At 55.7% G+C, this 24,046-nt stretch carries 20 protein-coding genes; 7 read left to right on the top strand and 13 right to left on the bottom strand.

Annotated features, from left to right (window positions below; genetic code table 11):
* Positions 1–3: 3 nt before the first annotated feature.
* From yejF to ABFI50_RS02100, 9 genes are all read right to left on the bottom strand, one after another.
* Positions 4–1,593, bottom strand: a complete 1,590-nt coding sequence (yejF, locus tag ABFI50_RS02140) for a microcin C ABC transporter ATP-binding protein YejF (RefSeq protein WP_063614249.1) — start codon at positions 1,591–1,593, stop codon at positions 4–6.
* Between the two features lies 1 nt (position 1,594).
* The gene (locus tag ABFI50_RS02135; protein ID WP_014884588.1) at positions 1,595–2,620 is read right to left on the bottom strand and encodes an ABC transporter permease; all 1,026 of its coding nucleotides are present in this window, start codon (positions 2,618–2,620) and stop codon (positions 1,595–1,597) included.
* Positions 2,620–3,714 (bottom strand): microcin C ABC transporter permease YejB, encoded by a 1,095-nt coding sequence (locus ABFI50_RS02130; RefSeq protein ID WP_063667314.1) that lies wholly within the window; start codon positions 3,712–3,714, stop codon positions 2,620–2,622. The genes ABFI50_RS02135 and ABFI50_RS02130 overlap by 1 nt, the downstream gene beginning before the upstream one ends.
* Before the next feature lie 9 nt (positions 3,715–3,723).
* Positions 3,724–5,529 carry an extracellular solute-binding protein gene (locus tag ABFI50_RS02125; RefSeq protein ID WP_063667315.1) on the bottom strand — a complete coding sequence of 602 codons (1,806 nt, stop codon included), beginning with the start codon at positions 5,527–5,529 and terminating at the stop codon, positions 3,724–3,726.
* A 74-nt stretch (positions 5,530–5,603) separates the two neighbouring features.
* Positions 5,604–7,160, bottom strand: coding sequence for a cyclic di-GMP phosphodiesterase (locus ABFI50_RS02120; protein ID WP_014884585.1), 1,557 nt, complete (start codon positions 7,158–7,160; stop codon positions 5,604–5,606).
* Positions 7,161–7,288: 128 nt separating this feature from the next.
* Positions 7,289–7,858 (bottom strand): bifunctional murein DD-endopeptidase/murein LD-carboxypeptidase, encoded by a 570-nt coding sequence (mepS, locus tag ABFI50_RS02115; protein ID WP_014884584.1) that lies wholly within the window; start codon positions 7,856–7,858, stop codon positions 7,289–7,291.
* Positions 7,859–8,273: 415 nt separating this feature from the next.
* The gene (locus tag ABFI50_RS02110; RefSeq protein WP_176260730.1) at positions 8,274–8,987 is read right to left on the bottom strand and encodes a phosphatase PAP2 family protein; all 714 of its coding nucleotides are present in this window, start codon (positions 8,985–8,987) and stop codon (positions 8,274–8,276) included.
* Between the two features lie 33 nt (positions 8,988–9,020).
* Positions 9,021–10,007, bottom strand: a complete 987-nt coding sequence (locus ABFI50_RS02105; RefSeq protein ID WP_347485240.1) for a GTP-binding protein — start codon at positions 10,005–10,007, stop codon at positions 9,021–9,023.
* A gap of 123 nt (positions 10,008–10,130) precedes the next feature.
* Positions 10,131–11,597 carry a fructuronate reductase gene (locus ABFI50_RS02100; protein ID WP_048997185.1) on the bottom strand — a complete coding sequence of 489 codons (1,467 nt, stop codon included), beginning with the start codon at positions 11,595–11,597 and terminating at the stop codon, positions 10,131–10,133.
* Positions 11,598–11,802: 205 nt separating this feature from the next.
* Between ABFI50_RS02100 and uxuA the strand changes: the two genes are divergently transcribed.
* Complete coding sequence (gene uxuA / locus ABFI50_RS02095; RefSeq protein WP_014884580.1) at positions 11,803–12,993, top strand: mannonate dehydratase; 1,191 nt, start codon at positions 11,803–11,805, stop codon at positions 12,991–12,993.
* Positions 12,994–13,110: 117 nt separating this feature from the next.
* On the opposite strand, the gene yeiP is transcribed toward uxuA, so the two are convergent.
* On the bottom strand, positions 13,111–13,683 hold the full coding sequence (gene yeiP / locus ABFI50_RS02090) for an elongation factor P-like protein YeiP (protein ID WP_014884579.1): 573 nt from the start codon (positions 13,681–13,683) through the stop codon (positions 13,111–13,113).
* A gap of 161 nt (positions 13,684–13,844) precedes the next feature.
* Here yeiP and ABFI50_RS02085 point away from each other — a divergent pair, with 161 nt between their 5' ends.
* Positions 13,845–14,099 (top strand): YkgJ family cysteine cluster protein, encoded by a 255-nt coding sequence (locus tag ABFI50_RS02085; protein WP_023330932.1) that lies wholly within the window; start codon positions 13,845–13,847, stop codon positions 14,097–14,099.
* On the opposite strand, the gene setB is transcribed toward ABFI50_RS02085, so the two are convergent.
* A complete protein-coding gene (gene setB / locus ABFI50_RS02080; protein WP_045134307.1) occupies positions 14,096–15,277 on the bottom strand; it encodes a sugar efflux transporter SetB in 1,182 nt (393 codons plus the stop codon). The genes ABFI50_RS02085 and setB overlap by 4 nt on opposite strands.
* 361 nt (positions 15,278–15,638) lie before the next feature.
* On the opposite strand from setB, the gene fruB reads away from it, so the two are divergent.
* The 3 genes from fruB to fruA are packed head-to-tail and all read left to right on the top strand — an operon-like array spanning position 15,639 to position 19,415.
* Positions 15,639–16,769, top strand: coding sequence for a fused PTS fructose transporter subunit IIA/HPr protein (gene fruB, locus ABFI50_RS02075; RefSeq protein ID WP_023330930.1), 1,131 nt, complete (start codon positions 15,639–15,641; stop codon positions 16,767–16,769).
* Complete coding sequence (gene fruK / locus ABFI50_RS02070; protein WP_008500936.1) at positions 16,769–17,707, top strand: 1-phosphofructokinase; 939 nt, start codon at positions 16,769–16,771, stop codon at positions 17,705–17,707. Before fruB ends, fruK begins: the two co-directional genes overlap by 1 nt.
* Positions 17,708–17,723: 16 nt before the next feature.
* On the top strand, positions 17,724–19,415 hold the full coding sequence (gene fruA, locus ABFI50_RS02065; protein ID WP_347485237.1) for a PTS fructose transporter subunit IIBC: 1,692 nt from the start codon (positions 17,724–17,726) through the stop codon (positions 19,413–19,415).
* Between the two features lie 45 nt (positions 19,416–19,460).
* Here the strand turns inward: fruA and nfo are convergent, their stop codons facing one another.
* Entirely contained in the window at positions 19,461–20,318 is an 858-nt protein-coding gene (gene nfo / locus ABFI50_RS02060) for a deoxyribonuclease IV (RefSeq protein WP_014884574.1), read from the bottom strand.
* A gap of 64 nt (positions 20,319–20,382) precedes the next feature.
* The gene (locus ABFI50_RS02055) at positions 20,383–21,429 is read right to left on the bottom strand and encodes a YeiH family protein (protein ID WP_347485235.1); all 1,047 of its coding nucleotides are present in this window, start codon (positions 21,427–21,429) and stop codon (positions 20,383–20,385) included.
* 97 nt (positions 21,430–21,526) lie between these two features.
* On the opposite strand from ABFI50_RS02055, the gene yieE reads away from it, so the two are divergent.
* Positions 21,527–22,393, top strand: a complete 867-nt coding sequence (gene yieE / locus ABFI50_RS02050; protein WP_014884572.1) for a DNA-binding transcriptional regulator YeiE — start codon at positions 21,527–21,529, stop codon at positions 22,391–22,393.
* 170 nt (positions 22,394–22,563) lie between these two features.
* Positions 22,564–24,033: a lysine-specific permease gene (gene lysP / locus ABFI50_RS02045; RefSeq protein ID WP_014884571.1), complete on the top strand. Its 1,470-nt coding sequence runs from the start codon at positions 22,564–22,566 to the stop codon at positions 24,031–24,033.
* Positions 24,034–24,046: the final 13 nt, after the last annotated feature.

The raw sequence follows: 24,046 nt of genomic DNA, 5'->3' as shown, positions 1-24,046 counted from the left end.
GCGCTAGTCTGCTGCCAGCAGCTGGCGCGTGTAGCTCTGCGTTGGCGCAGTAAATACGCGCTGGCATTCCCCCTGTTCGACCACCTCACCCTGTCGCAAAACAATCACCTGATGGCATAGCGCCCGCACTACCTGCAGATCGTGGCTGATGAAGATATAGGCCAGCCGATGCTTTTCCTGTAGCCCTTTCAGCAATGCCAGAATCTGCGCCTGGACGGTTCTGTCCAGAGAGGAGGTGGGTTCATCCAGAATAATTAGCTCCGGTTTCAGGATCAACGCACGGGCGATGGCGATACGCTGGCGCTGCCCGCCGGAAAATTCCGCAGGATAACGGTGACGGGTATCGGGATCTAAGCCCACTTCGGCCATCGCCTGGATGACCTCCTGCTCACGCTGCTGCGCGTTCAGGCCGGGCTGGTGAACGCACAAACCCTCTTCGACAATCTGCAATACGCTGAGCCGCGGGTTAAGTGAGGAGTTGGGATCCTGAAACACCACCTGCATACGCGGGCGCACCGGCAGCATCTGGCGGCGGTTCCAGCGGTGCAGCGGCATGTCGTCAAAAAGGATCTCGCCCTGAGAGGCAATTAAGCGCAGCAGTGCCAGACCGGTGGTGCTTTTACCCGAACCGGATTCGCCCACCAGCCCCAGGGATTCACCGGGACGCAGCGAGAAGCGGATATTTTTCAGGACCGGGTTTGGGTCGACGATACGCCGCAGAATGCCTTTGCGGATCGGGAAGGAGACGGACAAATCCTCAACGCGCAGTAGCGGAGTGCTGTCGGCCGTGAGCGGAACCGGGTCGCCGGAAGGTTCGCTGTTGAGCAGACGTTGCGTATAAGGGTGCTGTGGCGCGTTCAGCAGCGTGGATGCGCTATTCTGTTCAACGCATCGGCCGTTTTGCATGACCGCGACGCTGTCCGCTAGCTTTTTCACAATACTCAGGTTGTGCGTGATAAACAGCAGGCTCATGTTCAGCTCGTCGCGCAGCTCCCGCAGCAGCGTCAATATTTGCGCCTGCACCGTCACGTCCAGCGCCGTCGTCGGCTCGTCGGCAATTAACAGTTCGGGCCGGGTGAGCAGAGCCATAGCAATCATCACTCGCTGGCGTTCACCGCCGGAGAGCTGATGCGGAAAATCATTCAGCCGTTTGGCCGCATTGCGTATGCCCGTCCGTTCAAGACAATCCAGTATTTCCCCCCGCGCAGCCTCTTTGCGCATGCCCCGGTGCAGAGACAAGACTTCATAGAGCTGTTTCTCCAGGGTATGCAGGGGGTTGAGAGAGACCATGGGCTCCTGGAAGATCATGGCAATTTTATTGCCGCGAATACCGCGCAGGGTATGTTCGTCGGCATGAAGCAGTGAACTGCCGTGAAAAAGAATATCCCCCTGCGGATAGCTCGCCGGTGGTGAAGGCAGCAGCCGCAGGATAGAGAGCGCTGAAACACTCTTACCTGAACCGGATTCCCCCACCAGGGCCAGCGTTTCACCGCGCTGGATCTGCAGCGACAAATCGGTGACCACGGTGCGCGTCTCACCCTGTTTCGAGAAAGCAATCGACAGGTTATCAATACTGAGAAGAGGCTGGGTCATCTTATACCGCCTTATTGGGGTCAAAGGCATCGCGCACGGCTTCGCCAATAAAAATCAGCAGCGAAAGCAGCACGGCCACGGAAAGAAAGGCGGTGATGCCTAACCACGGTGCCTGAAGGTTATTCTTGCCCTGCAGCAGCAGTTCGCCGAGCGACGGTGAGCCCAACGGCAGGCCAAAGCCCAGAAAATCCAGCGAGGTGAGGGTGGTAATGGAGCTGCACAGAATAAACGGCAGGAAGGTGAGCGTGGCCACGACGGCATTAGGCAGCATATGGCGGAAGATGATCCCCCGGTCGCTCACCCCAAGCGCCTGCGCGGCGCGAATATAGTCGAAATTACGGGTGCGCAGGAACTCCGCCCGCACGACACCCACCAGCGCCATCCAGCCGAACAGAACGGTGATGCCGAGCAGCCACCAGAAGTTCGGCTGTACCACGCTGGACAGCAGGATGATCAAAAATAGCGTTGGCATACCGGACCAGACTTCGATGATACGCTGGCCCCACAGGTCAATTTTCCCGCCGTAGTAGCCCTGAACGGCACCCGCCACCACGCCCATCACGCTGGAGAAGAGTGTCAGCATCAGCCCAAAGAGAATTGAAATCCGTGTGCCATAGAGGATGCGTGCCAGCACATCACCACCGTTAGCGTCCGTCCCCAGCCAGTTTTGCGTCGAGGGTGGAGAAGGGAAGGGGGTCGTGGTGGCAAAGTTTATGCTGTTCGCACCAAAACGCACCGGCGCCCAGAGGGCCCAGCCGTGCTGCTCAATCTGCTGGCGCAGCCACGGATCCTGATACTCCGCCGGTGTTGCAAACGGGCCACCAAAGTCGCTTTCGCTGTAGTTAGCCAGCACCGGCACATACCAGCGGTCGTTAAAATGCACCAGCAGCGGTTTGTCGTTGGCGATAAGCTCCGAACACATGCTCAGGACAAACAGGACGGCAAAAATCCACAGCGACCAGTAGCCGCGACGGTTGTGGCGAAAACGGGCCCAGCGGGCCTGGTTGACGGGGCTTAAACGCGGCATCAGCGGCCCTCAAAATCAATTCGGGGATCGACCAGCGTATAGCTGATATCGCTGACGATATTCAGCAGCAGGCCAATCAGGGTGAAAATATAGAGTGTGCCAAACATCACCGGATAATCACGCGACACGGTGGCCTCATAGCCCAGCAGCCCCAGACCGTTGAGCGAGAACATCACCTCTATCAACAGTGAGCCGGTAAAAAACATACTGATGAACGTGGCGGGAAATCCGGCAATCACCAGCAGCATGGCGTTGCGGAAGACGTGTTTCCACATAATTTGCTTCTCGCTGACCCCTTTGGCGCGGGCCGTGACAACATACTGCTTGCGGATTTCATCGAGAAACGCGTTTTTGGTCAGCATGGTCAGAGCGGCAAACCCACCGATCACCGTTGCCAGAACCGGCAGCGTGATATGCCAGAGATAGTCGGTGATTTTCTGATACCACGGCAGCGTGCTGAAATCGGCGGAGACTAAACCTCGTAGCGGGAAGATGTCGAAATAGCTGCCCCCGGCAAAGAAGACGATCAGCAGGACGGCAAACAGGAACGCCGGGATGGCATAGCCGATGATGATGAAGGTGCTGCTCCAGATATCGAAGCGGCTGCCGTTGTAAACCGCTTTACGGATCCCGAGCGGGATAGAGACCAGGTAGATAATCAGCGTTCCCCACAGCCCCAGCGTGACCGAAACCGGCAGGCTTTGCTTGATCAACGTTAACACTGACGCACTGCGAAACAGGCTATCGCCAAAATCAAAGCGGATATAATCCCAGAGCATCTTGAAATAGCGCTCGTGAATGGGCTTATCGAAGCCGTAGCGGTGGGTGATCTCGGCGATCACCTCAGGATCAAGCCCGCGCCCGCCGCGATAGTGGCTTTCACTGATATTCCCCACGCCGGTACGCGCATGGCGCGCGCCCATGCCTTCTCCGCCGCCGCCGGGCATACCGCCGCTGTTACCAAACTCAATAGCAGCAATCGCCTGATCGACCGGGCCGCCGGGGGCGATTTGCACGATAAAAAAGTTAATGGTGATGATGGCCCACAGCGTGGGGATGACCAGCAGCAGACGGCGAATCAGATAGGCACCCATGATGATTCCTTATCGCCGCTCAGCGGGCAGTCTGGCGGCTTTATTGACGTCATACCACCAGGTGTCAAAGCCCAGCGAGTAGACAGGGCGCACGGCAGGTACGGAAAATTTATCCCAGCGTGCCAGACGGTCTTCGCCCATATACCACATGGGCAGCATGTAGTAGTTCCAGGTTAAGACCCTGTCGAGGGCACGGCCGAGCGGCAGGAGTTTTTCTTTATCGCCCTGCGCCGCCACAATTTTCGCAATCAGCGCATCAATCGCCGGGCTTTTTACGCCTGGTGCATTGTATGAGGAGTCGATGTAGCTGGAAGCCCAGGAAATTTGCAGGTCCGAGCTCGGCCACGGCTGAGCCGGCCACAGACGCTGCATCATGTCGTAATCACGGTTGCGCATGCGGTTGGTGATCTGCGCGTTATCGACCTGGCGAATGTTCATGGTAATCCCCAGTCGCTCCAGGTTGTGCTTAAACGGCAGTACCCACTGATCGTTGCCCCCGGATGAGAGCAGCAGCTCAAAGCTGAGAGGCTTACCCGTTTTGGCATCCACGCGCTTTTGATTTTTAAGGTGCCAGCCCGCCTCATCCAGCAGCTTGCTGGCCTTAAGCAGGTTGTCGCGGTCGTAGCCGTCACCGTTTGAGGCCGGGGGCTGAAAGACCGTGGTAAACACCTCCGGCGGCACTTCCGCCTTCAGCGGGGCCAGCAGAACCAGTTCGTCGGCTTTCGGATAATCACGCGCGGCATATTCCGTATTCTGGAAATAGCTGTTCGCACGGCTGTAAGCCCCGTAAAACAGCGCTTTGTTCATCCATTCAAAATCAAAGGCCAGGGAAATCGCTTCCCGAACGCGGCGGTCAGCGAATACCGGACGCTGAATATTAAACGCCAGCCAGCGCGTGTCCTGGGCGGATTCGTTTTTATGCTCGTCTTTAACGATATAGCCTTTCGCGAAATTCTTGCCGATATAACGGGTCGCCCAGTTTTTCGCGCTGCTCTCCACGCGTAAATCGAAGGCGCCCGCTTTGAACGCTTCAAATGCGACATTATCGTCAAGGTAGTAATCATAGCGAAGGGTATCGAAATTCCAGCGCCCACGGTTTACCGGCAGGTTTGCCGCCCAGTAATCTTTCACCCGGGAATAGACCACGTACTGCCCCATGCGCCAGTCGGTGATGCGGTAGGGGCCGCCGGCCAGCGGCGGCGTGGAGAGCGGGTCGCTGAGCTTATGCTTTTTCCAGAACGATTCAGGCATAACCGGCAGCGAAAACAGGCTGAGCATATTCTCTTTATTCGGCTCGCTCAGCTCGATGCGCACGGTCAGGGGGGCAATGGCGCGCACCGTTGCGCCTTTATACACAATGCGGAACTGGGGTACGCCTTCGGTCATAAATTTATGAAACGTAAAGGCCACATCGCTGGCCTTAACCGGCGTACCATCGTGAAAACGGGCCCGGGGGTTGAGCGAAATTTCGGCCCAGGCGAAGTTATCCGCGTAGCGGACATTATCAGCAATCAGCGGATAGTAGCTGCCGGGTTCATCATCGGAGGTCACAAAAAGCGTATCGTAAAGGGATTCCGTTCGCGCCGCGGCGACGCCACGCAGGGCGAAGCGGTTAAAGTTGTCAAATGTTCCCGTGGCGGAGAGCGTGACCTTTCCGCCTTTGGGGGCGGCAGGATTGACGTAATCGAAGTGCGTAAAATTGACCGCGTACTTTGGCTCGCCAATCACGGCGAACGCGATGTTTTCTTTGATGGTTTGCGCCTGGCTCGACAGGCTTGCTAATACCAACAAAAGCAACATGAAGCGCATAAACATCTCGCGGCGGCTCCCTTTTTTACAGACCGGCTCAGTTAAGCTGAATAATAAGTGACGTCACAGGCAATGTGAAATTATTCGGCCTGAGACGACACCTTATTTTGCCAGGTGCGGAACTGTTCCAGCGGCATAGGACGGCTAATCCAGTATCCCTGCAGGAAGTGGACGCCATGCTCACGCAGCCAGGCTGCCTGTTCCGGCGTTTCCACCCCTTCCGCAACGGTTAACATATTCAGCTTTCTTGCCAGCGTCAGCACAGCATCCAGCACCGGAGAGGTGACGGTTTCGGTGCCAATTGCGTTGACAAACCCACGGTCGATTTTCAGGTAGTCCATGGTGAAATGTTCAAGATAGATCAGCGCACTGTGGCCGGTACCGAAATCATCAATGGCGATTTCGAATCCTTCGTTATGTAGCCATTCGAAGAGGCTGCTGGCTTCCCGATGGTTAAGCATGTCGCGCTCGGTGATCTCCAGCACGATCTGGAAGTAATCTGGCGGCAGTAAGCTTTTGAAGGTGCGCATATCATCTTTGAAGCTTTCCGCATGCAGATGCCCCGGCGCGATATTGATCCCCAGTTTTGCGCCCGGCGGCAGCACGGTTTGTAACACCGGCGCATCGCGAATGATGAGGTCAAACAGATGCAGCGTCAGCGGGACAATCAGCTTTTGCGCTTCGGCAAAATTGATAAAGGCGTCCGGTGGGATCTCACCCATGGTCGGGTGTTTCCAGCGCATCAGCACTTCAACGCCCCGCATCTGCAGTGCATCCGTATCCACCACTGGCTGATAAACCACATAAAACTGACCGCGCTTGATGGCGCTCAGAATTTCTTTGCCCGGGTTGAGACGCAGGGTGAGGATGTAGAAGTTAAGCGACCCTGCCGCAATCCCGCATAACAGTCCGAAGAACAGGGCGAAGAGGATCTCGTCGCTCGTCCACTCCCTGGCGTACAGTTTGATGGTCAGAGGGACCTCTGTGAGCGTCGCGGTGCGCGCAGGCGTTTGATGTAAATCACGCGCCCTGACGAGGGTGCTTGAGGCGGTGGATAATGCATTGTCGCCGATGATAATCGCGATGCCGGCAAACTCTTCCTGGCGCGCGGTATAAAGCAGGTACGGCGTCAGGTTGAGATTCACCGAGGTGAATACGCCGCCGTCCTTCACTAACGGATTACGATACCAGATGGCAATGGCGGGTCTGTTGGGCAGCATGGGCGTGCCGGGCAGCAGTGCGATATCAATCTGCTTGTTGATGTGCAGTTCGGGTATCAGCTCCTCCATCGGCGTATTCATCGGCCCTGTGGCTGACGAGCAGAACGCCATTTTGTTTCTGACCAGCAGAAAGGCGCGCACGTTGATGCTGAAGGCCGCGCGCGAGGTAAGCTCCGCGTTAACGTCCTGGCAATTATTCAGCGTGAGCGGCTGGAGTACGTCGATCGAGGTTTTCAGCTCCTCGAAATAGTTCTCCATGTAGATGCTCACATCCTTAATTAGCGTATCGAATCGGATTTCCCGCTTATGGTAGCTCCAGAAAAATTGCAATGAGCCCAGTAGGATAGCCGCGATCAGGCCGGTAATAATGCTGAAGAACAGTATCTTGCGATGACTGGCGAAGTAGCGGGTGAGCATAAACGTCGTGATTCCTGAATTGCCGCTGATTATATTCAGTGTAACGGGCAAAAAAAAGCACCGCCTAAGCAGTGCTTTTTTTTTATTATATCGCCAGCCAAGGGATAACCAGCGATACAATCATGATATTAACTGCGTGTCAGTACGCGGCGCGCTTCGTTGTAGCGCTTCTTCCAGTACGGTTCGTTCATGCTGGAGATGGTGACGCCGCTGCTGGTGGAGGCATGTACAAACTGGTCATTACCAATGTAGATGCCAACGTGTCGACCTGTTGAACCAGCACGGAACAGAACTAAGTCACCGGTGCGCAGTTTGGTGCGGGAAATTGACTTGCCCATCTCCTGCTGTTCGTAGGTCGAACGCGGAAGATCTAATCCAAATTGCTCACGGAACGTACGTTGTACAAAACTGGAACAGTCAATACCTTTTTTAGTATTGCCGCCAAGACGATAACGCACGCCTTTCCAGTCAGCATACTGGTCCATAATACGAGACTTCACGTCCAGATTACGTACCATATTTTCAAATTCATCCTGAGAAGCTTGCAGTGAAGAGGAATCTTCCGTTCCCACAACACGCGTCTCAGGATGCATATTCTTTGCGGTGTTCGATGTACTACATGCAGATAACAGTACCGCGACTGCTATCGCCGGGATCCCCCGTAAGATATATCTCAGAAACGGTTGAGATTTGACCATTTTGTTTATTTTCCCTTGAAGTCCTTAACGACAAATATCGTTATAAAAATGCCAAACGTGACGAGACTAATTATCTGTACACAATGAGACAATTGTTTCTGATGACATTTGTGGCACAGCGCACAAAATTATTCACCATCGAAATAATTATCCCTATGGGGCAAAACGAGTTCGAGATTAACCGATTGCCTGGGGTATTGCGAGTAAAAAAACCGTTTTTTTTATAAGAAATTGTGATACAGAAAGTAAAAATGGGCAATTGCTCAAAATAGCGGCAGATCCGCAGCGTTATCGCGCAATTGCTTCATTTTTATCATGAATACGATGACGAGAATATGACAGCGTGAAAGGATCGGGGGACGTGATCTATCAGGGATCGCAATGATCCCTGACGGTTAACGTTAAAAAACGGTAGTTATTTGTTTAATACTTGTTGCTTTCTGCGCGGGAGATAGCGATCAAAAACGGCAATCAGGCGATCGCTCAAGGGGGTCATCAGCACCCACGGCAGACCAATCAGCACTGCTGAAAGAGAACCCACGACAATATCCGTCAGCCAGTGAGCGCCAATCATCACGCGCGGGAAGGCAAATATCACCACAATAAGCAGGGCAATAGTGAATGCCTTCTTGCCGAAATAGCGCAGCATGAAACCCGAAAAAATAAGCAGCATCATGCCGTGATCGCCCGGAAAACTGTCTTTCGACGCATCTTTCGTTGGAATATGCAGCAATTCGCTGACGCGGTAAATATTCGGGAAAGAGAGCGACGGGCTGGCGCGTTTTACCGGCATCAGATGTTGCGCCAGCTGATTAATAGCCACCGCAGCCAGAAGCATCACCAGACCGATAATCAGGATACGGCGACGCCCTGTGCCATCCTCTTTGAGCCAGAAAGAGAGCATCAGACCACCCATCGCCAGCAAGGAAATGCCGTCGAAGGCGCGGTTGTTGGTGATTGCCACCAGCCACAGGAACGCATCGCTCTTCACCAGCGCCTGGTTGAAGAAATGAAACAGGCCTGAATCCAGCGGGAACCAGAAACCGTGATTCGCCGGGATATACCAGGAGAAAAAGAGCGCCAGACCGGCGACATTAAGCAGTAATATCAGGGGAAATCGAGTTGTCATAACGTTCAGCATAGAGTGAAAACTGGGGCAACGTTAGCCGCCTGAACTTAAACGAAGCTTCAACAGGCTGGACTGCAGGGCATTCCAGTCGGCGTTAACCGCACTAATTAACTCTATTCGGCTATCCGGCGGCGCGACGTTTTGCGTTTCGATAAAGAAATCCTCGCCCTGGCGGTTGATCCGCACCAGCCCGTCTGGCGTGCGCATAATGCCTTTTACGCGATCAACCGGCGCAAGTCTGGCCCACTCAAGGATGCCTATGGTGTCGAAAACCGTATCGGCATCGAAAATCCATCCGCAGGCCTGATATCCCTGGCCGCTATTCAGATTACGCCGCCAGCGCTGGTGCTCTGGCAGGCTAAGCGCCGCCAGTCCCTGTTTAACGGGATGGTGATGAGCATGCTCTGCGCTGGCCGGGAGTTCCGCCAGATTCTGGCGAGGCAGGTCGAGCAGGGCGCTATCGATTTTTCCCTGGGTGGTCTGCACGCGGGTACGATTGCCGCCGAAATGTTGCCACCACGCCTCCAGCGCGGCCTGGCTTTCCGCCGTGGCGCGATCTTCTTTATTAGCGACAATAATGTCCGCCGAGGCGAGCTGATCGCGGAAGTTCTCATTGGCCACCGCTTTTTCATCAAGCAGCAGACGCGGGTCGAGCAGGCACAGGGTGGCGCGCAGATCGATCCACGGCTCGTAGACCGGTGCGGTCAGCAAATCGAGGATCTGCTTCGGATGGCCCAGACCGGTAGGCTCAATCAGCAGGCGGTCCGGTTTACCCTGACGCAGCAGCGTATTGAGCCCGACCTGCATCGGCAGGCCATTGACGCAGCACATGCACCCGCCGGGGATCTCTTTAATCATTGCGCCACTCTCTGACAGCAGTGCACCATCAATGCCCACTTCGCCAAATTCATTGACCAGTACGGCCCATTTCTCTGCCGGATCTTTATTCGCCAGCAGGTGGAGAATTGAGGTGGTTTTACCGCTGCCGAGAAAACCGGTGATGAGGTTCGTTTTGGTCACATGCACTCCAGACGAGAATTGTGATGCTATAACACTATTCTCTTATCCTGGCGAAAAACGTACCCAATGAGAAGGGGGAGGGCGAACGGAGGCGACGTCCGTTCGCGTTAAGCGCAATAATCGTTAAATATTTAACGTTTCTATAACAGCCTGACGGGCGCCGCGGCGGGTGATGCGCGCGTATGCCTCGCTTACCGCCTCAACAAATACGCTATTCTGGGGGAGATCGTGGCCAAAGACCTCGCTCAGCCCCAGCAGCGCGTTAACGCGGTCAGCGTCGCGGCTGGCCCCGACAATCGCGCGAATTTTATCGCTGAGGGGATCGCGAACATCAATCGCGTTGCCGCGTTCGTCGGTACCGCTGACGTACCGTATCCAGCCGGCAACGCCCAGTGCCAGAAGAGGCCAGTCGGTATTTCGCTCAAGGTGGATGCGGATGCCATCCAGCATCCGTTGCGGCAGTTTCTGGCTACCGTCCATCGCAATCTGCCAGGTCCGGTGTTGCAGCGCCGGGTTGGCGAAGCGCGCAATCAGGCTGTCGGCATAGGCGGTCAGGTCCACATCCTTTATACGCAGCGTAGGCGCCTGCTCCTCCAGCATTAACCGCCGAGCGGCTTCACGGAAGGCGGCATCCTCCATACATTCATTAATATGCGCGTACCCTGCCAGGTATCCCAGATACGCCAGGAAAGAGTGGCTGCCGTTGAGCATGCGTAATTTCATCTGTTCCCACGGCAGAACGTCCTGCACCATCTGGACACCTGCCACTTCCCACTCCGGACGCCCGGCAACAAAATTATCTTCCACCACCCACTGAATAAACGGCTCGCAGCTGATGGCACACGGATCGTCGACGCCGAGCGCATCGGCGATTTCTGCAAGCGAGGCCTCCGTCGCCGCGGGAACAATTCTGTCGACCATCGTGCCCGGAAAACTCACGTGGCCTTCGATCCACTCCGCCAGCGCCGGGGAACGTTTCTGCGCCATGCCAAGCACGGCATTTTTCACCACGTGGCCATTGTCAGGAATATTGTCACAGGAAAGCACGGTAAACGCTGGCAAACCTCGCTCGCGGCGGCGATGTAGCGCCTCGACCAGGATCCCAGGCGCAGAATGCGGTTCGGCGGGGTTGTCCAGGTCGTGCTGTATCCGCGCGTTTTGTCGATCCAGCTTACCGGTCGCGGGATCGATGCAGTAGCCTTTCTCAGTGATGGTGAGCGATACAATCGCCACCTGGGGCTCACAAAATTTCTCAATAATGGCGGACAGCGAGTCAAGCTTTGCATTCAGGCATTCATGAACGGCGCCGACAATGATTGGCTGATTTCCTTCAGCACCTTTCTCCAGCACGGTAAACAGATGATCCTGCCCGCGCAGCTGGCCCATCAGCACATCGCCGCTAAAGAGGCTAATCTCACAAATCCCCCAGTCGCCGCCTTTTTCATTCAGCACCCGGTTTGTTAACAGCGCCTGGTGCGCGCGGTGAAATGCGCCAAAGCCAAAATGGACGATCCGGGAGCGTAATTGCTTGCGATCGTAGCGAGGTTGCTGAACATGGGCAGGAAGCGAGGTGGAGGCAATTGTCTTCATGAAATACACACCTGATTAACCATTAATTAACAATGCCAGTGTAAAGTTATATGACAGCAAATAAAATTGGTGAGCCGTAAATATCCCCGTTCTGTGAGTTGGATCAATCAACGTGTGGCGGTATGTTGACCCTGTACGCTAAACATGTATGGTAGTCGTCATTGCGGTAACACATATTGGTATAACAACTTTAGAGGGTGAGGCAATGGAACAAACCTGGCGTTGGTACGGGCCGAACGATCCGGTTTCTCTTGATGATGTGCGTCAGGCTGGCGCAACGGGTGTCGTGACGGCGCTGCATCACATTCCTAACGGCCAGGTCTGGCCGGTTGAGGAAATTCAACAGCGCCAGGCGCTGCTGGCGGAGAAGGGATTAACCTGGTCTGTCGTGGAGAGCATTCCGGTCCACGAAGATATCAAAACCCATTCCGGGGATTACCAGACCTGGATTGCGAACTACCAGCAGAGCATTCGCAACCTGGCGGCCTGCGGCATTGATACGGTTTGCTATAACTTCATGCCTATTCTGGACTGGACGCGGACCGATCTGGAATACCCGATGCCGGACGGCTCAAAAGCGCTGCGTTTCGACCAGATTGCCTTTGCGGCATTTGAGCTGCACATCCTGAAACGCCCTGGCGCGGACGCGGATTACACCGCTGAAGAGCAGCAGCAGGCGCTTCAATGGTTTAATGACGCGAGTGCAGCGGATATTGAAAAGCTGACCCGCAACATCATTGCGGGCCTGCCGGGCGCAGAAGAGGGGTACACGCTGGACCAGTTCCGCGCGCGTCTGGCGGAATACGGCGATATTGATAAGAACCAGCTGCGTGAAAACATGGCTTATTTCCTGCGCGCTATCGTACCGGTTGCGGAAGAAGTCGGCGTGCGTCTGGCCGTGCATCCGGACGATCCACCGCGTCCTATCCTCGGTCTGCCGCGCATCGTTTCCACTATCGAAGATATGCAGTGGCTGAAAGAGACGGTCAACAGCATCTATAACGGCTTTACCATGTGTACGGGTTCCTACGGTGTTCGCGCGGATAACGACCTGGTGCAGATGATTGAAGCCTTTGGCGATCGCATTCACTTCACGCATTTGCGCGCAACCTGCCGGGAGGATAATCCTAAGACCTTCCACGAAGCCGCGCACCTGGGCGGAGACGTCAATATGGTCGCAGTGGTCGATGCCATCCTGGCAGAAGAGGCGCGTCGTAAGCAGGCTGGCGATGTCCGTCCTATTCCGTTCCGCCCGGACCACGGGCACCAGATGCTGGACGATCTGCGCAAGAAAACCAACCCAGGCTATTCGGCGATAGGCCGACTGAAAGGGATGGCGGAAGTGCGCGGCGTTGAGCTGGCGCTGAAGATGACGAAATACCCGGAGCTTCTTTAAGTTCTGTTGCCCGGTGGCGCTACGCTTACCGGGCCTACAAAAAAACCGGCCTGAGAGCCGGTTTTTGTGTTTTTGTAGGTCGGGTAAGGCGAAGCCGCCACCCGACAAACGCCGCTATCAGTCAGCGCGACCCATATAGCGTTTTTCTTCGATATGGATGCGGATTTTCTCGCCTGCGGAGAGGTATTCCGGCACCTGCACAACCAGACCGGTGGTCAGAGTGGCAGGTTTGTTGCGGGCACTTGCGGATGCGCCCTTGATGCCAGGTGCCGTCTCAACGATTTCCAGATCGACGGTCTGAGGCAGTTCCAGCGCCAGCAGCACGCCATCCCAGGTCAGAACCTGCATGTCAGGCATACCGCCTTCAGGGATGAACAGCAGCTCTTCTTCAATCTGATCTTTGGTGAAGATATACGGGGTGTAATCTTCTTTATCCATGAACACGTACTCATTGCCGTCGACGTAAGAGAAATCAACATAGCGACGGGTCAGGGTCACGGTATCGACAATATCGTCACCTTTAAAGCGCTCTTCCACTTTCAGGCCGGTACGCACATCGGCAAAACGCATTTTGTACAGCGTGGCAGCACCACGGGCGCTGGGAGCCTGAATGTCGATGTCTTTCACAATCAGCAGTTTGCCGTTGTAATTCAGTACCATACCTTTCTTAATTTCGTTCGCTCTTGGCATTGCAATAATCCTGTTTACGGGAGGTAAAAAATATCGCGCCAAATTACTCGTGCGCGGCCTTTCAGGCAAGCGGAATTCGTGGCTTTTGCTATCAACGCACAAAAGGTGTTACTGTGCGCCCGATGCCCGACTGCACGGGCTTCGTCACTGAGAGAGCATGTATGGATTGTCGTCCAGATTGCGGCGCGTGCTGTACCGCTCCGTCCATTTCAAGCCCGATACCCGGAATGCCGGAGGGCAAGCCCGCCAATACCCGCTGTGTTCAGCTCTCTGAATCCAACCTGTGTATGATCTTTGGTTCGCCCCTGCGCCCGAAGGTCTGCTCCGGGCTACAGCCTGGGGTCGAGATGTGCGGCAGTTCGCGCGCGCAGGCGATGCTCTATCTGCTTGAGCTGGAAGCGCTCACCGCGCCTTAAACGTCTTTGATTCTCGCCAGACAGCCAATGGTCAGCGTACACATCACCAGCGCAATCCAGAATACCGTGTGGTAGTTCCAGATCTCAGCAACGACCCCGGCCATGGATCCTGCAATAATCCAGCCCACGCGCGTGGTATTAGTATAAAGGGTGGTCGCTGAGCCTGCCTGGCCCGGCATTAGATCCTGGAAGTAGAGCATGCCAATCCCCGCCAGAATCCCGATATAGATGGCGTTCAGCAGCTGTAAAGCCAGCAGCAGCCCCGGCGTATGGACCGTCAGCATACCAACGTAGAACAGCAGCCCGGCGACGGCCGCGATGCGCATCAAAAAACGTTTTCCGAAACGCTTCGCGTAATAGCCCGCTATCAGCATGGTCGGGATCTCCAGACCGGCAGCGGTGCCCATCATTATGCCGGCCAGTTTCTCCGGCAGATGCAGTTCATCAATAATAAACAGCGGCATGTTAATGATATACAGGCTGTTGGTGCCCCACATCAGCGTGCAGATAATAAACAGCAGCAGGGCATCGCGACGATTACGGCGCGGGGCCTCCAGAACGCCTGTCACCACTTTGGGTTCTTTGCGCATTGACGGCAGGAAGCACCACACCATCGCACCGCACGCCACAAATGCGACCGCCGCGCTCAGGTACATCACCGTAAAGCCAAACCCCATCGCCAGCGCGTAAGCCAGCGGCGGGCCAATCACCCACGCCAGCGACACCTGAGCACGCAGGACCGAGCTGAACATCACCGCTTCACGCCCGGTATGGTCAGCATGCTCGCGGGCGAGGGCAAACAGCTGCGGGTTGGCGGTTGAGCCAAAGCTGCTCAGAAAAACCCCCACGAACAATAAAATGAAGTAGCTACGGTTCCAGGCAAACAAAACGCAGGCCAGGACGCCCATCAGGCAGCAGAAAACGATCAGGCTTTTACGATCGCCTTTTCGGTCGGAACGGCCCGCCAGGAACTGGCTTACCAGGATGCCGATAATGGCGCTCCCGGTAAAAAAGAAGCCAACCATCGCAGGACGGGCGTGAACCTCGTTGGTCAGGAATAAGCTCAGCGTTGGGGTTTGCAACGCGCCAGCAATGCCCGTGAAGAAGGCAACAATCAGGAACGCCGTTGACGTCAAATCGAAGGGCTTCGGCGAGGTGGCCGCAGGGGTGTTATGCATGTTTTATAATTAGCGAGTAACAGAGAGGGGCGGAGTTTACGCCGTTAGCTAAAAAATAAACAGTGGACGAGGTCAATGATGCCACGAAAAATCAAAATGGCATTTCAACTTCTCACCCTGCTGGCTGAACTTAGCTGAAATTGATTTGCTGAACTTCAGCAGAATTCAGCTGAATGCGGAAGAAATGTGCTGCATCTCTAAATTCTGAGATCGGAAATACGACTTTTCTTGCAAGACATTGCAGAAAGCGCAAGACTTTTTGAAACGTTTCAGCGCTATCTTGTTTTAGCAAACGGAGCAGGCTAGCGTATTTTTTCTCATGTAAGCTGAAACGATTCACTTTCAGCAGGAGAGGAGAACCATGTTCCAGTTATCTGTTCAGGATATTCACCCGGGCGCTCAGGCCGGGGATAAAGAAGAGGCTATTCGTCAGGTTGCCGCTGCCCTTGTGCAGGCAGGCAACGTCGCGGACGGCTACGTAAACGGTATGCTGGCGCGCGAGCAGCAGACCTCCACCTTCCTCGGTAATGGGATTGCCATTCCGCACGGTACAACAGACACCCGCGACCAGGTGCTGAAAACCGGCGTGAAGGTTTATCAGTTCCCGCAGGGCGTGCTCTGGGGCGAAGGTCAGGTAGCGTATGTGGCTATCGGCATTGCGGCCAGCAGCGACGAACATTTGGGCCTGCTGCGTCAGCTAACGCATGTCCTGAGCGATGACGCCGTGGCAGAACAGCTGAAGTCAGCGACAACCGCTGAAGAGCTGCGTGCCTTGCTGATGGGTGAAAAACAGAGTGAAGCGCTGAAACTGGATAATGACACGCTGACGCTGGATGTTGTGGCTTCGGATCTGGTCACGCTGCAGGCGCTGAACGCGGGTCGTCTTAAAGAAGCCGGGGCGGCTGATGCCACCTTTGTGACGCGTGTGATTAACGATAAACCGTTGAATCTTGGCCAGGGTATCTGGCTGAACGACAGTGCTGAAGGCAACCTGCGCAGTGCTATCGCGGTGAGCCGTGCAGCCACAGCGTTTGACGTTGAGGGTGAGCCTGCCGCCATGCTGGTCACCGTGGCGATGAACGATGAGCAGCCAGTGTCGGTGCTGAAGCGTCTGGGCGATCTGCTGCTGAATAACAAAGCTGAAAAACTGCTGAACGCGGATGCTGCCACCGTGCTGGCTCTGCTGACCAGTGATGACGCGCTGACGGATGACCTGCTGACCGCTGAGTTCGTGGTACGTAACGAACACGGCCTGCACGCCCGTCCAGGCACCATGCTGGTGAATACCATTAAACAATTCGAAAGTGAGATCACCGTGGCTAACCTTGATGGCACGGGCAAACCGGCCAACGGCCGTAGTCTGATGAAAGTGGTCGCGCTGGGCGTGAAGAAAGGTCACCGTCTGCGTTTCACCGCGCAGGGTGCTGATGCTGAACAGGCGCTGAAAGCGATTGGCGACGCCATCGCGGCAGGTCTGGGGGAGGGCGCATAATGAGCAGACGTGTTGCGACTATTACGCTGAACCCGGCATATGACCTGGTGGGGTTTTGCCCGGAGATTGAGCGCGGCGAAGTAAACCTCGTGCGTACCACTGGCCTGCATGCTGCGGGCAAAGGGATTAACGTCGCGAAAGTGCTCAAGGATCTCGGTATCGATGTCACCGTGGGTGGATTCCTCGGTAAAGATAACCAGGACGGTTTCCAGCAGCTGTTCAGCGAGCTGGGCATTGCTAACCGCTTCCAGGTCGTTCAGGGCCGTACCCGTATCAACGTCAAGCTGACGGAGAAAGACGGTGAAGTGACCGACCTGAACTTCTCTGGCTTCGAAGTCACCCCGTCAGACTGGGAGCGCTTTGTTAACGACTCCCTCACCTGGCTCGGTCAGTTCGACATGGTGTGCGTCAGCGGCAGCCTGCCGTCCGGCGTGAGCCCGGAAGCGTTTACCGACTGGATGACGCGCCTGCGTAGCCAGTGCCCATGCATTATTTTCGACAGCAGCCGTGACGCACTGGTTGCGGGTCTGAAAGCGTCTCCATGGCTGGTGAAGCCGAATCGCCGCGAACTGGAGATTTGGGCTGGCCGTAAGCTGCCAGAATTAAAAGATGTGATTGATGCAGCCCATGCGCTGCGTGAGCAGGGTATCGCTCACGTCGTGATCTCGCTGGGTGCAGAAGGCGCGTTGTGGGTTAACGCTTCTGGCGAATGGATTGCCAAACCGCCGTCAATGGAAGTTGTGAGTACCGTTGGCGCTGGGGATTCGATGGTTGGCGGCCTGATTTACGGCCTGCTGATGCGTGAATCCAGTGAACATACGTTACGTCTTGCCACCGCCGTTGCAGCCCTGGCCGTGAGCCAGAGCAATGTCGGTATTACCGATCGTACCCAGTTAGCCGCGATGATGGCGCGCGTTGACTTAAAACCTTTTAACTAACAGCAGGAGAGGAATAATGAAAACGCTGCTGATCATTGACTCCGGTCTCGGACAGGCTCGCGCCTATATGGCGAAGACCCTGCTGGGCGCGGCGGCACAAAAAGCACACCTGGACATCATTGATAACCCGGGTGATGCTGAACTGGCGATTGTTCTGGGTGATAAAATCCCTGCGGACAGTGCGCTGAACGGCAAAAAAGTGTGGCTGGGCGATATTAATCGCGCGGTGGCACATCCAGAACTGTTCCTGAGTGAAGCGAAAGGCCACGCGTCGGTTTACAGAGCACCTGTCGCGACAGCACCGACCGCGGCTGCGGCCACCGGGCCGAAACGCATTGTGGCGGTAACGGCGTGTCCAACCGGGGTAGCGCATACCTTTATGGCGGCTGAAGCCATTGAAACCGAAGCGAAAAAACGCGGCTGGTGGGTAAAAGTCGAAACCCGTGGCTCCGTGGGTGCCGGTAACGCCATCACCCCGGAAGAAGTGGCGGAAGCCGATCTGGTGATTGTGGCGGCCGATATCGAAGTCGATCTGGCGAAGTTTGCCGGTAAGCCGATGTACCGCACCTCAACCGGCCTGGCGCTGAAAAAGACCGCTCAGGAATTTGATAAAGCGCTGGCGGAAGCCAAACCTTACCAGGCTACCGGTGCGGCTAAAACCGCCACCGAAGGGAAGAAAGAGTCTGCGGGGGCCTACCGTCACCTGCTGACGGGTGTGTCTTACATGCTGCCGATGGTGGTGGCGGGTGGTCTGTGTATCGCGCTCTCGTTTGCGTTTGGTATTACAGCATTTAAAGAAGAAGGTACGCTTGCGGCTGCGCTGATGCAGATCGGCGGGGGGTCAGCGTTCGCGCTGATGGTGCCGGTTCTGGCAGGCTTTATCGCTTTCTCCATCGCTGACCGTCCTGGCCTGACGCCGGGTCTTATCGGCGGTATGCTGGCTGTCAGCACCGGTTCCGGCTTTATCGGCGGTATCATTGCCGGTTTCCTGGCCGGTTACGTCGCGAAGCTGATCAGCTCGAAGCTGAAGCTGCCGCAGAGTATGGAAGCGCTGAAACCGATTCTCATCATCCCGCTGATTTCCAGCCTGGTGGTGGGTCTGGCGATGATTTACCTCATCGGTAAACCGGTAGCGGGCATCCTGACGGGTCTGACCCACTGGCTGCAAACCATGGGTACGGCGAACGCGGTTCTGCTGGGCGCAATCCTCGGCGGTATGATGTGTACCGATATGGGCGGTCCGGTGAACAAAGCGGCATACGCGTTTGGCGTTGGCCTGCTGAGTACCCAGACCTACGCGCCGATGGCGGCGATCATGGCGGCCGGTATGGTGCCACCTCTGGCGCTCGGCCTGGCGACCATTATCGCCCGTCGTAAGTTCGACAAAGCGCAGCAGGAAGGTGGTAAAGCGGCGCTGGTGCTGGGTCTGTGCTTCATCACCGAAGGTGCAATCCCGTTCGCGGCGCGTGACCCAATGCGTGTACTGCCATGCTGTATCGTGGGCGGTGCGGTGACGGGGGCCATCTCCATGGCGATTGGCGCGAAGCTGATGGCACCACATGGTGGTCTGTTCGTCCTGCTGATCCCTGGCGCTATCACCCCGGTACTGGGTTACCTGCTGGCAATCATTGCCGGTACGCTGGTGGCGGGTCTCTCTTACGCGGTGCTGAAACGTCCGGAAGCGGAAGGGGTTGCAAAAGCAGCGTAAGCGATAAGCAACAAAAAAGCCGGGTGCTAAGCAACCCGGCTTTTTTTATGCCGCCTGTTCAGCGGTCTGCTGTGCCTTGAGCCACGCGATCTCTTCCGCCCAGATATCCGGATTGATGGTTTCCAGCACCATGGGGATACCGTCGAAACGGGCATCCTGCATAATAAAGCGAAATGCATCGTGACCGATATTGCCTTCGCCCAGGCTGTGGTGGCGGTCAACCCGGCTACCAAAGGCGCTTTTGGCATCGTTGAGGTGCATACCGCGCAGGTACTTGAAGCCCACGATGCGCTCAAACTCATCGAACGTGTTTTTCGTTGCCTCGGTTGTTCGCAGATCGTAACCGGCCGCAAACGCGTGACAGGTATCAATGCAGACGCCCACGCGGGATTTATCTTCCACGCCGTCGATGATCGCCGCCAGATGTTCGAACTTAAAACCGAGATTGCTGCCCTGACCGGCGGTGTTTTCGATCACCGCGGTCACGCCGTTGGTTTTCTCCAGGGTGATGTTGATGGACTCAGCAATACGCGCCAGACAGGCGTCTTCGTCGATCTGCATCAGATGGCTACCCGGATGGAAGTTCAGCAGCGTCAGCCCCAGCTGTTCACAGCGCTGCACTTCATCAAGGAACGCCTCGCGGGATTTATCCAGCGCTTCCTGAACCGGATGACCGAGGTTAATCAGATAGCTGTCGTGGGGAAGGATCTGGCCTGGCCCGTAGTGGTATTTTTCACAGGCGGCTTTGAAATCATCAATCACGTCGGTGGTGAGCGGTGCGGCGCGCCACTGGCGCTGATTTTTGGTGAACAGGGCGAAAGCGGTTGCCTCGATTTCGGCGGCGCGAATGGCGGCGTTTGCAAGGCCACCTGCAGCGCTGACGTGCGCTCCAACATATTTCATAAAAAGACTCCTGTTAACCCGAAACGCTTATCATAACGGGTTAACAGGAGAACGACGAGAGGGTTTATGCCATCAGGCTGTGTACGGCGAGGTTAATCGCGCCGCCGCCCACAATCAGCCAGATAAAGAGCACCAGCGCCATCAGCAGCGGTTTTGCGCCGGCTTTTTTCAGGGCGCTGACGTGCGTGGTCACACCCAGAGCCGCCATCGCCATGGCCAGCAGCACCGTATCCAGCGTCACCAGCATATCCACGACCGCTTTTGGCAGCAGGTGGAACGAGTTAAAGATAGCGACCACGATGAACAGGATCGCAAACCACGGAATGGTGATTTTGCTTTTCTCGCTGCCACCTGCCGGAGCCAGTTGCTTAACCCGCGCGGCCAGGAAAATCAGGAACGGGGCCAGCATCATGACGCGCAGCATTTTGGCGATGACCGCGGCATTTTCCGCTTCCGGATTGATGGCGTGACCTGCTGCGACCACCTGCGCCACCTCGTGCATCGTCGAACCGATATAGATGCCGTAGGTTTCCGGGCTAAACCAGTGCACCACCAGCGGATACATAGCCGGATAAAGGAAGATTGCCAGCGTACCGAAGATAACCACCGTCGCGACGGCCACCGTCACTTTACTGGCTTCAGCTTTAACGACCGGTTCCGTTGCCAGTACCGCTGCCGCACCGCAAATGCTGCTGCCTGCGCCAATTAACCAGCTGGTCTGCTTGTCCAGGCCAAACACCTTCTGGCCGATAAAGCACGCCAGCATAAAGGTGCTCGAAAGGGTCAGGACATCAATGGCAATCCCGCTCACGCCGACATCCGCAATCTGCGAAAAGGTCAGGCGGAAGCCGTAAAGAATAATGCCCAGACGTAATAAATGTTGTTTGGCGAAAATGACGCCCCCGTCGCAGGATTTCCAGATGTGCGGGTAGACGGTATTCCCGACCACCATGCCGAGCAAAATAGCCAGCGTTAAGGCACTAAACCCGGCACCGGCTACTGCCGGTATACTGCCGCCCCATAAGGCCACACCGGTGACGACGGCACTGAGCGCGAGACCCGGCACGAAGTGCCACACTGTACGATGATGTTGTAAGGTGAGTTCTGACATAACCTTCTCCTTTGTCTGGCTAAAGGTTACGGCGAACTGGCTTAAAAATAAAATTGATTATATACTTATAATCAATCTATATAAGTGGTAAGTGACCATGCACATTACATTGCGTCAGCTGGAAGTGTTTGCCGAAGTGCTGAAGAGCGGCTCTACGACTCAGGCGTCACAAATGCTGGCGCTCTCTCAGTCTGCCGTGAGTGCGGCGTTGACCGATCTCGAAGGACAGTTAGGCGTTCAGCTTTTCGACAGGGTAGGGAAGCGTCTGGTGGTCAATGAGCATGGCCGCCTGCTTTACCCGCGCGCGCTGGCCCTGCTGGAGCAGGCTATCGAAATTGAACAGCTGTTCCGCGAAGACAACGGCGCGATCCGCGTTTTTGCCAGCAGTACCATCGGTAACTACATCCTGCCGGAAGTGATTGCCCGCTATCGCCGGGATTTTCCCTCGTTGCCGCTGGAGATGAGCGTGGGTAACAGCCAGGACGTCATCAACGCGGTGATCGATTTTCGCGTGGATATCGGTCTCATTGAAGGTCCGTGCCACAACGTCGATATCATCGCCGAGCCCTGGCTGGAAGACGAGCTGGTGGTGTTTGCCTCCCCGGCCTCTTCTTTATTACAGGGCGAGGTGACGCTGGAGCGCCTGGCGCAGGCTCAGTGGATCCTGCGCGAGCAGGGTTCCGGCACGCGTGAAATTGTCGATTACCTGCTGCTGTCTCATTTGCCGCATTTCCAGCTGGGAATGGAGCTGGGGAACTCGGAGGCGATTAAGCATGCGGTGCGTCATGGACTGGGTATCAGCTGCCTTTCCCGACGCGTGATTGCCGAACAGCTTGAGACGGGATCGCTGGTGGAAATTCCTGTTCCATTGCCGAAACTGGTGCGCACGCTGTGGTGCATCCATCATCGTCAGAAACACCTTTCCAGTTCGCTGCAGCGTTTTCTGCGCTATTGCGAGATGTGAAATTGCCCCTCATCCTGGCCCTCTCCCCAAAAGGGGGAGGGAAAAATGATGCTTTACTTATAATCCTGGCCGCGTCATGAAGCTCTCTTATAACTGAGTATTTCTGCCGGAAGGAACGCCGATCGTCTGCTACAATCGCGCCTCATTTATTGAATGGACAGCATTTTCACATGGTTTCAGAAACTAAAACCACAGAAGCGCCCACGCTACGTCGTGAACTCAAGGCGCGTCACCTGACGATGATCGCCATTGGCGGCTCCATCGGTACAGGTCTTTTCGTTGCCTCTGGCGCAACGATTTCGGCAGCTGGCCCGGGTGGGGCATTATTCTCTTATATCCTGATTGGCCTGATGGTCTACTTCCTGATGACCAGCCTGGGTGAACTGGCGGCATACATGCCGGTATCCGGTTCGTTTTCGACCTACGGACAAAAATACGTGGAAGAAGGCTTCGGCTTCGCGCTGGGCTGGAACTACTGGTACAACTGGGCTGTTACCATCGCCGTTGACCTCGTCGCCGCACAGCTGGTGATGACCTGGTGGTTCCCGGACACGCCGGGCTGGATCTGGAGCGCGTTGTTCCTGGTCGTCATTTTCCTGCTGAACTACATCTCCGTACGCGGGTTTGGTGAAGCGGAATACTGGTTCTCTTTGATCAAAGTGGCAACCGTCATCATCTTTATCGTCGTCGGTGTGGCGATGATCGTTGGTATTTTCAAAGGGGCAGAGCCTGCGGGCTGGAGCAACTGGACAATAGGCGATGCGCCGTTTGCCGGTGGGTTCTCGGCCATGATTGGCGTGGCGATGATTGTCGGCTTCTCTTTCCAGGGCACTGAGCTGATTGGCATTGCGGCCGGTGAATCTGAAAACCCGGAGAAGAACATTCCTCGCGCGGTGCGTCAGGTCTTCTGGCGTATCCTGCTGTTCTACGTGTTCGCGATCCTGATTATCAGCCTGATCATTCCGTATACCGATCCAAGCCTGCTGCGTAACGATGTGAAAGACATCAGCGTTAGCCCGTTCACTCTGGTCTTCCAGCACGCGGGACTGCTCTCTGCGGCGGCGGTAATGAATGCGGTGATCCTGACGGCAGTGCTGTCTGCGGGTAACTCCGGTATGTACGCGTCCACCCGTATGCTTTACACCCTGGCCTGCGACGGTAAAGCGCCGCGCATCTTCGCTAAACTGTCTCGCGGTGGTGTGCCACGTAACGCTCTGTACGCCACCACGGTGATTGCCGGTCTGTGCTTCCTGACCTCCATGTTCGGCAACCAGACGGTTTACCTGTGGCTGCTTAACACCTCCGGGATGACGGGCTTTATCGCCTGGCTGGGCATTGCCATCAGCCACTATCGCTTCCGTCGCGGTTACGTGATGCAAGGTCATGATCTGAACGACCTGCCGTATCGCTCAGGGTTCTTCCCGCTGGGGCCAATTTTCGCCTTCATTCTGTGTCTGATTATTACGCTGGGCCAGAACTATGAAGCGTTCCTCGCGGATACTATCGACTGGGGCGCCGTCACGGCAACCTACATCGGTATTCCGCTGTTCCTGATCATCTGGTTTGGTTACAAACTGACGAAAGGAACACACTTCGTTCGCTACAGTGAAATGGAATTCCCGGAACGATTTAAACAATAACCGCAATTCCTCT

This window comes from Enterobacter sp. HNDS-6 (assembly GCF_039850505.1).
Lineage (GTDB): Bacteria > Pseudomonadota > Gammaproteobacteria > Enterobacterales > Enterobacteriaceae > Enterobacter > Enterobacter kobei.
The sequence above is the reverse complement of the archived record's forward strand: the minus strand, read 5'-3'. Positions and strand labels throughout refer to the sequence as shown.

What these genes read in the sequence shown, in the direction of transcription:
- yieE (WP_014884572.1), top strand. Translation starts at nt 21,527, where the DNA reads ATGCACATTACATTGCGTCAGCTGGAAGTGTTTGCCGAAGTGCTGAAG.
- fruK (WP_008500936.1), top strand. Translation starts at nt 16,769, where the DNA reads ATGAGCAGACGTGTTGCGACTATTACGCTGAACCCGGCATATGACCTG.
- lysP (WP_014884571.1), top strand. Translation starts at nt 22,564, where the DNA reads ATGGTTTCAGAAACTAAAACCACAGAAGCGCCCACGCTACGTCGTGAA.
- setB (WP_045134307.1), bottom strand. Translation starts at nt 15,277, where the DNA reads ATGCATAACACCCCTGCGGCCACCTCGCCGAAGCCCTTCGATTTGACG.
- ABFI50_RS02085 (WP_023330932.1), top strand. Translation starts at nt 13,845, where the DNA reads ATGGATTGTCGTCCAGATTGCGGCGCGTGCTGTACCGCTCCGTCCATT.
- ABFI50_RS02055 (WP_347485235.1), bottom strand. Translation starts at nt 21,429, where the DNA reads ATGTCAGAACTCACCTTACAACATCATCGTACAGTGTGGCACTTCGTG.
- fruA (WP_347485237.1), top strand. Translation starts at nt 17,724, where the DNA reads ATGAAAACGCTGCTGATCATTGACTCCGGTCTCGGACAGGCTCGCGCC.
- ABFI50_RS02130 (WP_063667314.1), bottom strand. Translation starts at nt 3,714, where the DNA reads ATGGGTGCCTATCTGATTCGCCGTCTGCTGCTGGTCATCCCCACGCTG.
- yejF (WP_063614249.1), bottom strand. Translation starts at nt 1,593, where the DNA reads ATGACCCAGCCTCTTCTCAGTATTGATAACCTGTCGATTGCTTTCTCG.
- fruB (WP_023330930.1), top strand. Translation starts at nt 15,639, where the DNA reads ATGTTCCAGTTATCTGTTCAGGATATTCACCCGGGCGCTCAGGCCGGG.
- mepS (WP_014884584.1), bottom strand. Translation starts at nt 7,858, where the DNA reads ATGGTCAAATCTCAACCGTTTCTGAGATATATCTTACGGGGGATCCCG.
- ABFI50_RS02125 (WP_063667315.1), bottom strand. Translation starts at nt 5,529, where the DNA reads ATGTTTATGCGCTTCATGTTGCTTTTGTTGGTATTAGCAAGCCTGTCG.
- ABFI50_RS02110 (WP_176260730.1), bottom strand. Translation starts at nt 8,987, where the DNA reads ATGACAACTCGATTTCCCCTGATATTACTGCTTAATGTCGCCGGTCTG.
- yeiP (WP_014884579.1), bottom strand. Translation starts at nt 13,683, where the DNA reads ATGCCAAGAGCGAACGAAATTAAGAAAGGTATGGTACTGAATTACAAC.
- uxuA (WP_014884580.1), top strand. Translation starts at nt 11,803, where the DNA reads ATGGAACAAACCTGGCGTTGGTACGGGCCGAACGATCCGGTTTCTCTT.
- ABFI50_RS02120 (WP_014884585.1), bottom strand. Translation starts at nt 7,160, where the DNA reads ATGCTCACCCGCTACTTCGCCAGTCATCGCAAGATACTGTTCTTCAGC.
- ABFI50_RS02100 (WP_048997185.1), bottom strand. Translation starts at nt 11,597, where the DNA reads ATGAAGACAATTGCCTCCACCTCGCTTCCTGCCCATGTTCAGCAACCT.
- ABFI50_RS02135 (WP_014884588.1), bottom strand. Translation starts at nt 2,620, where the DNA reads ATGCCGCGTTTAAGCCCCGTCAACCAGGCCCGCTGGGCCCGTTTTCGC.
- nfo (WP_014884574.1), bottom strand. Translation starts at nt 20,318, where the DNA reads ATGAAATATGTTGGAGCGCACGTCAGCGCTGCAGGTGGCCTTGCAAAC.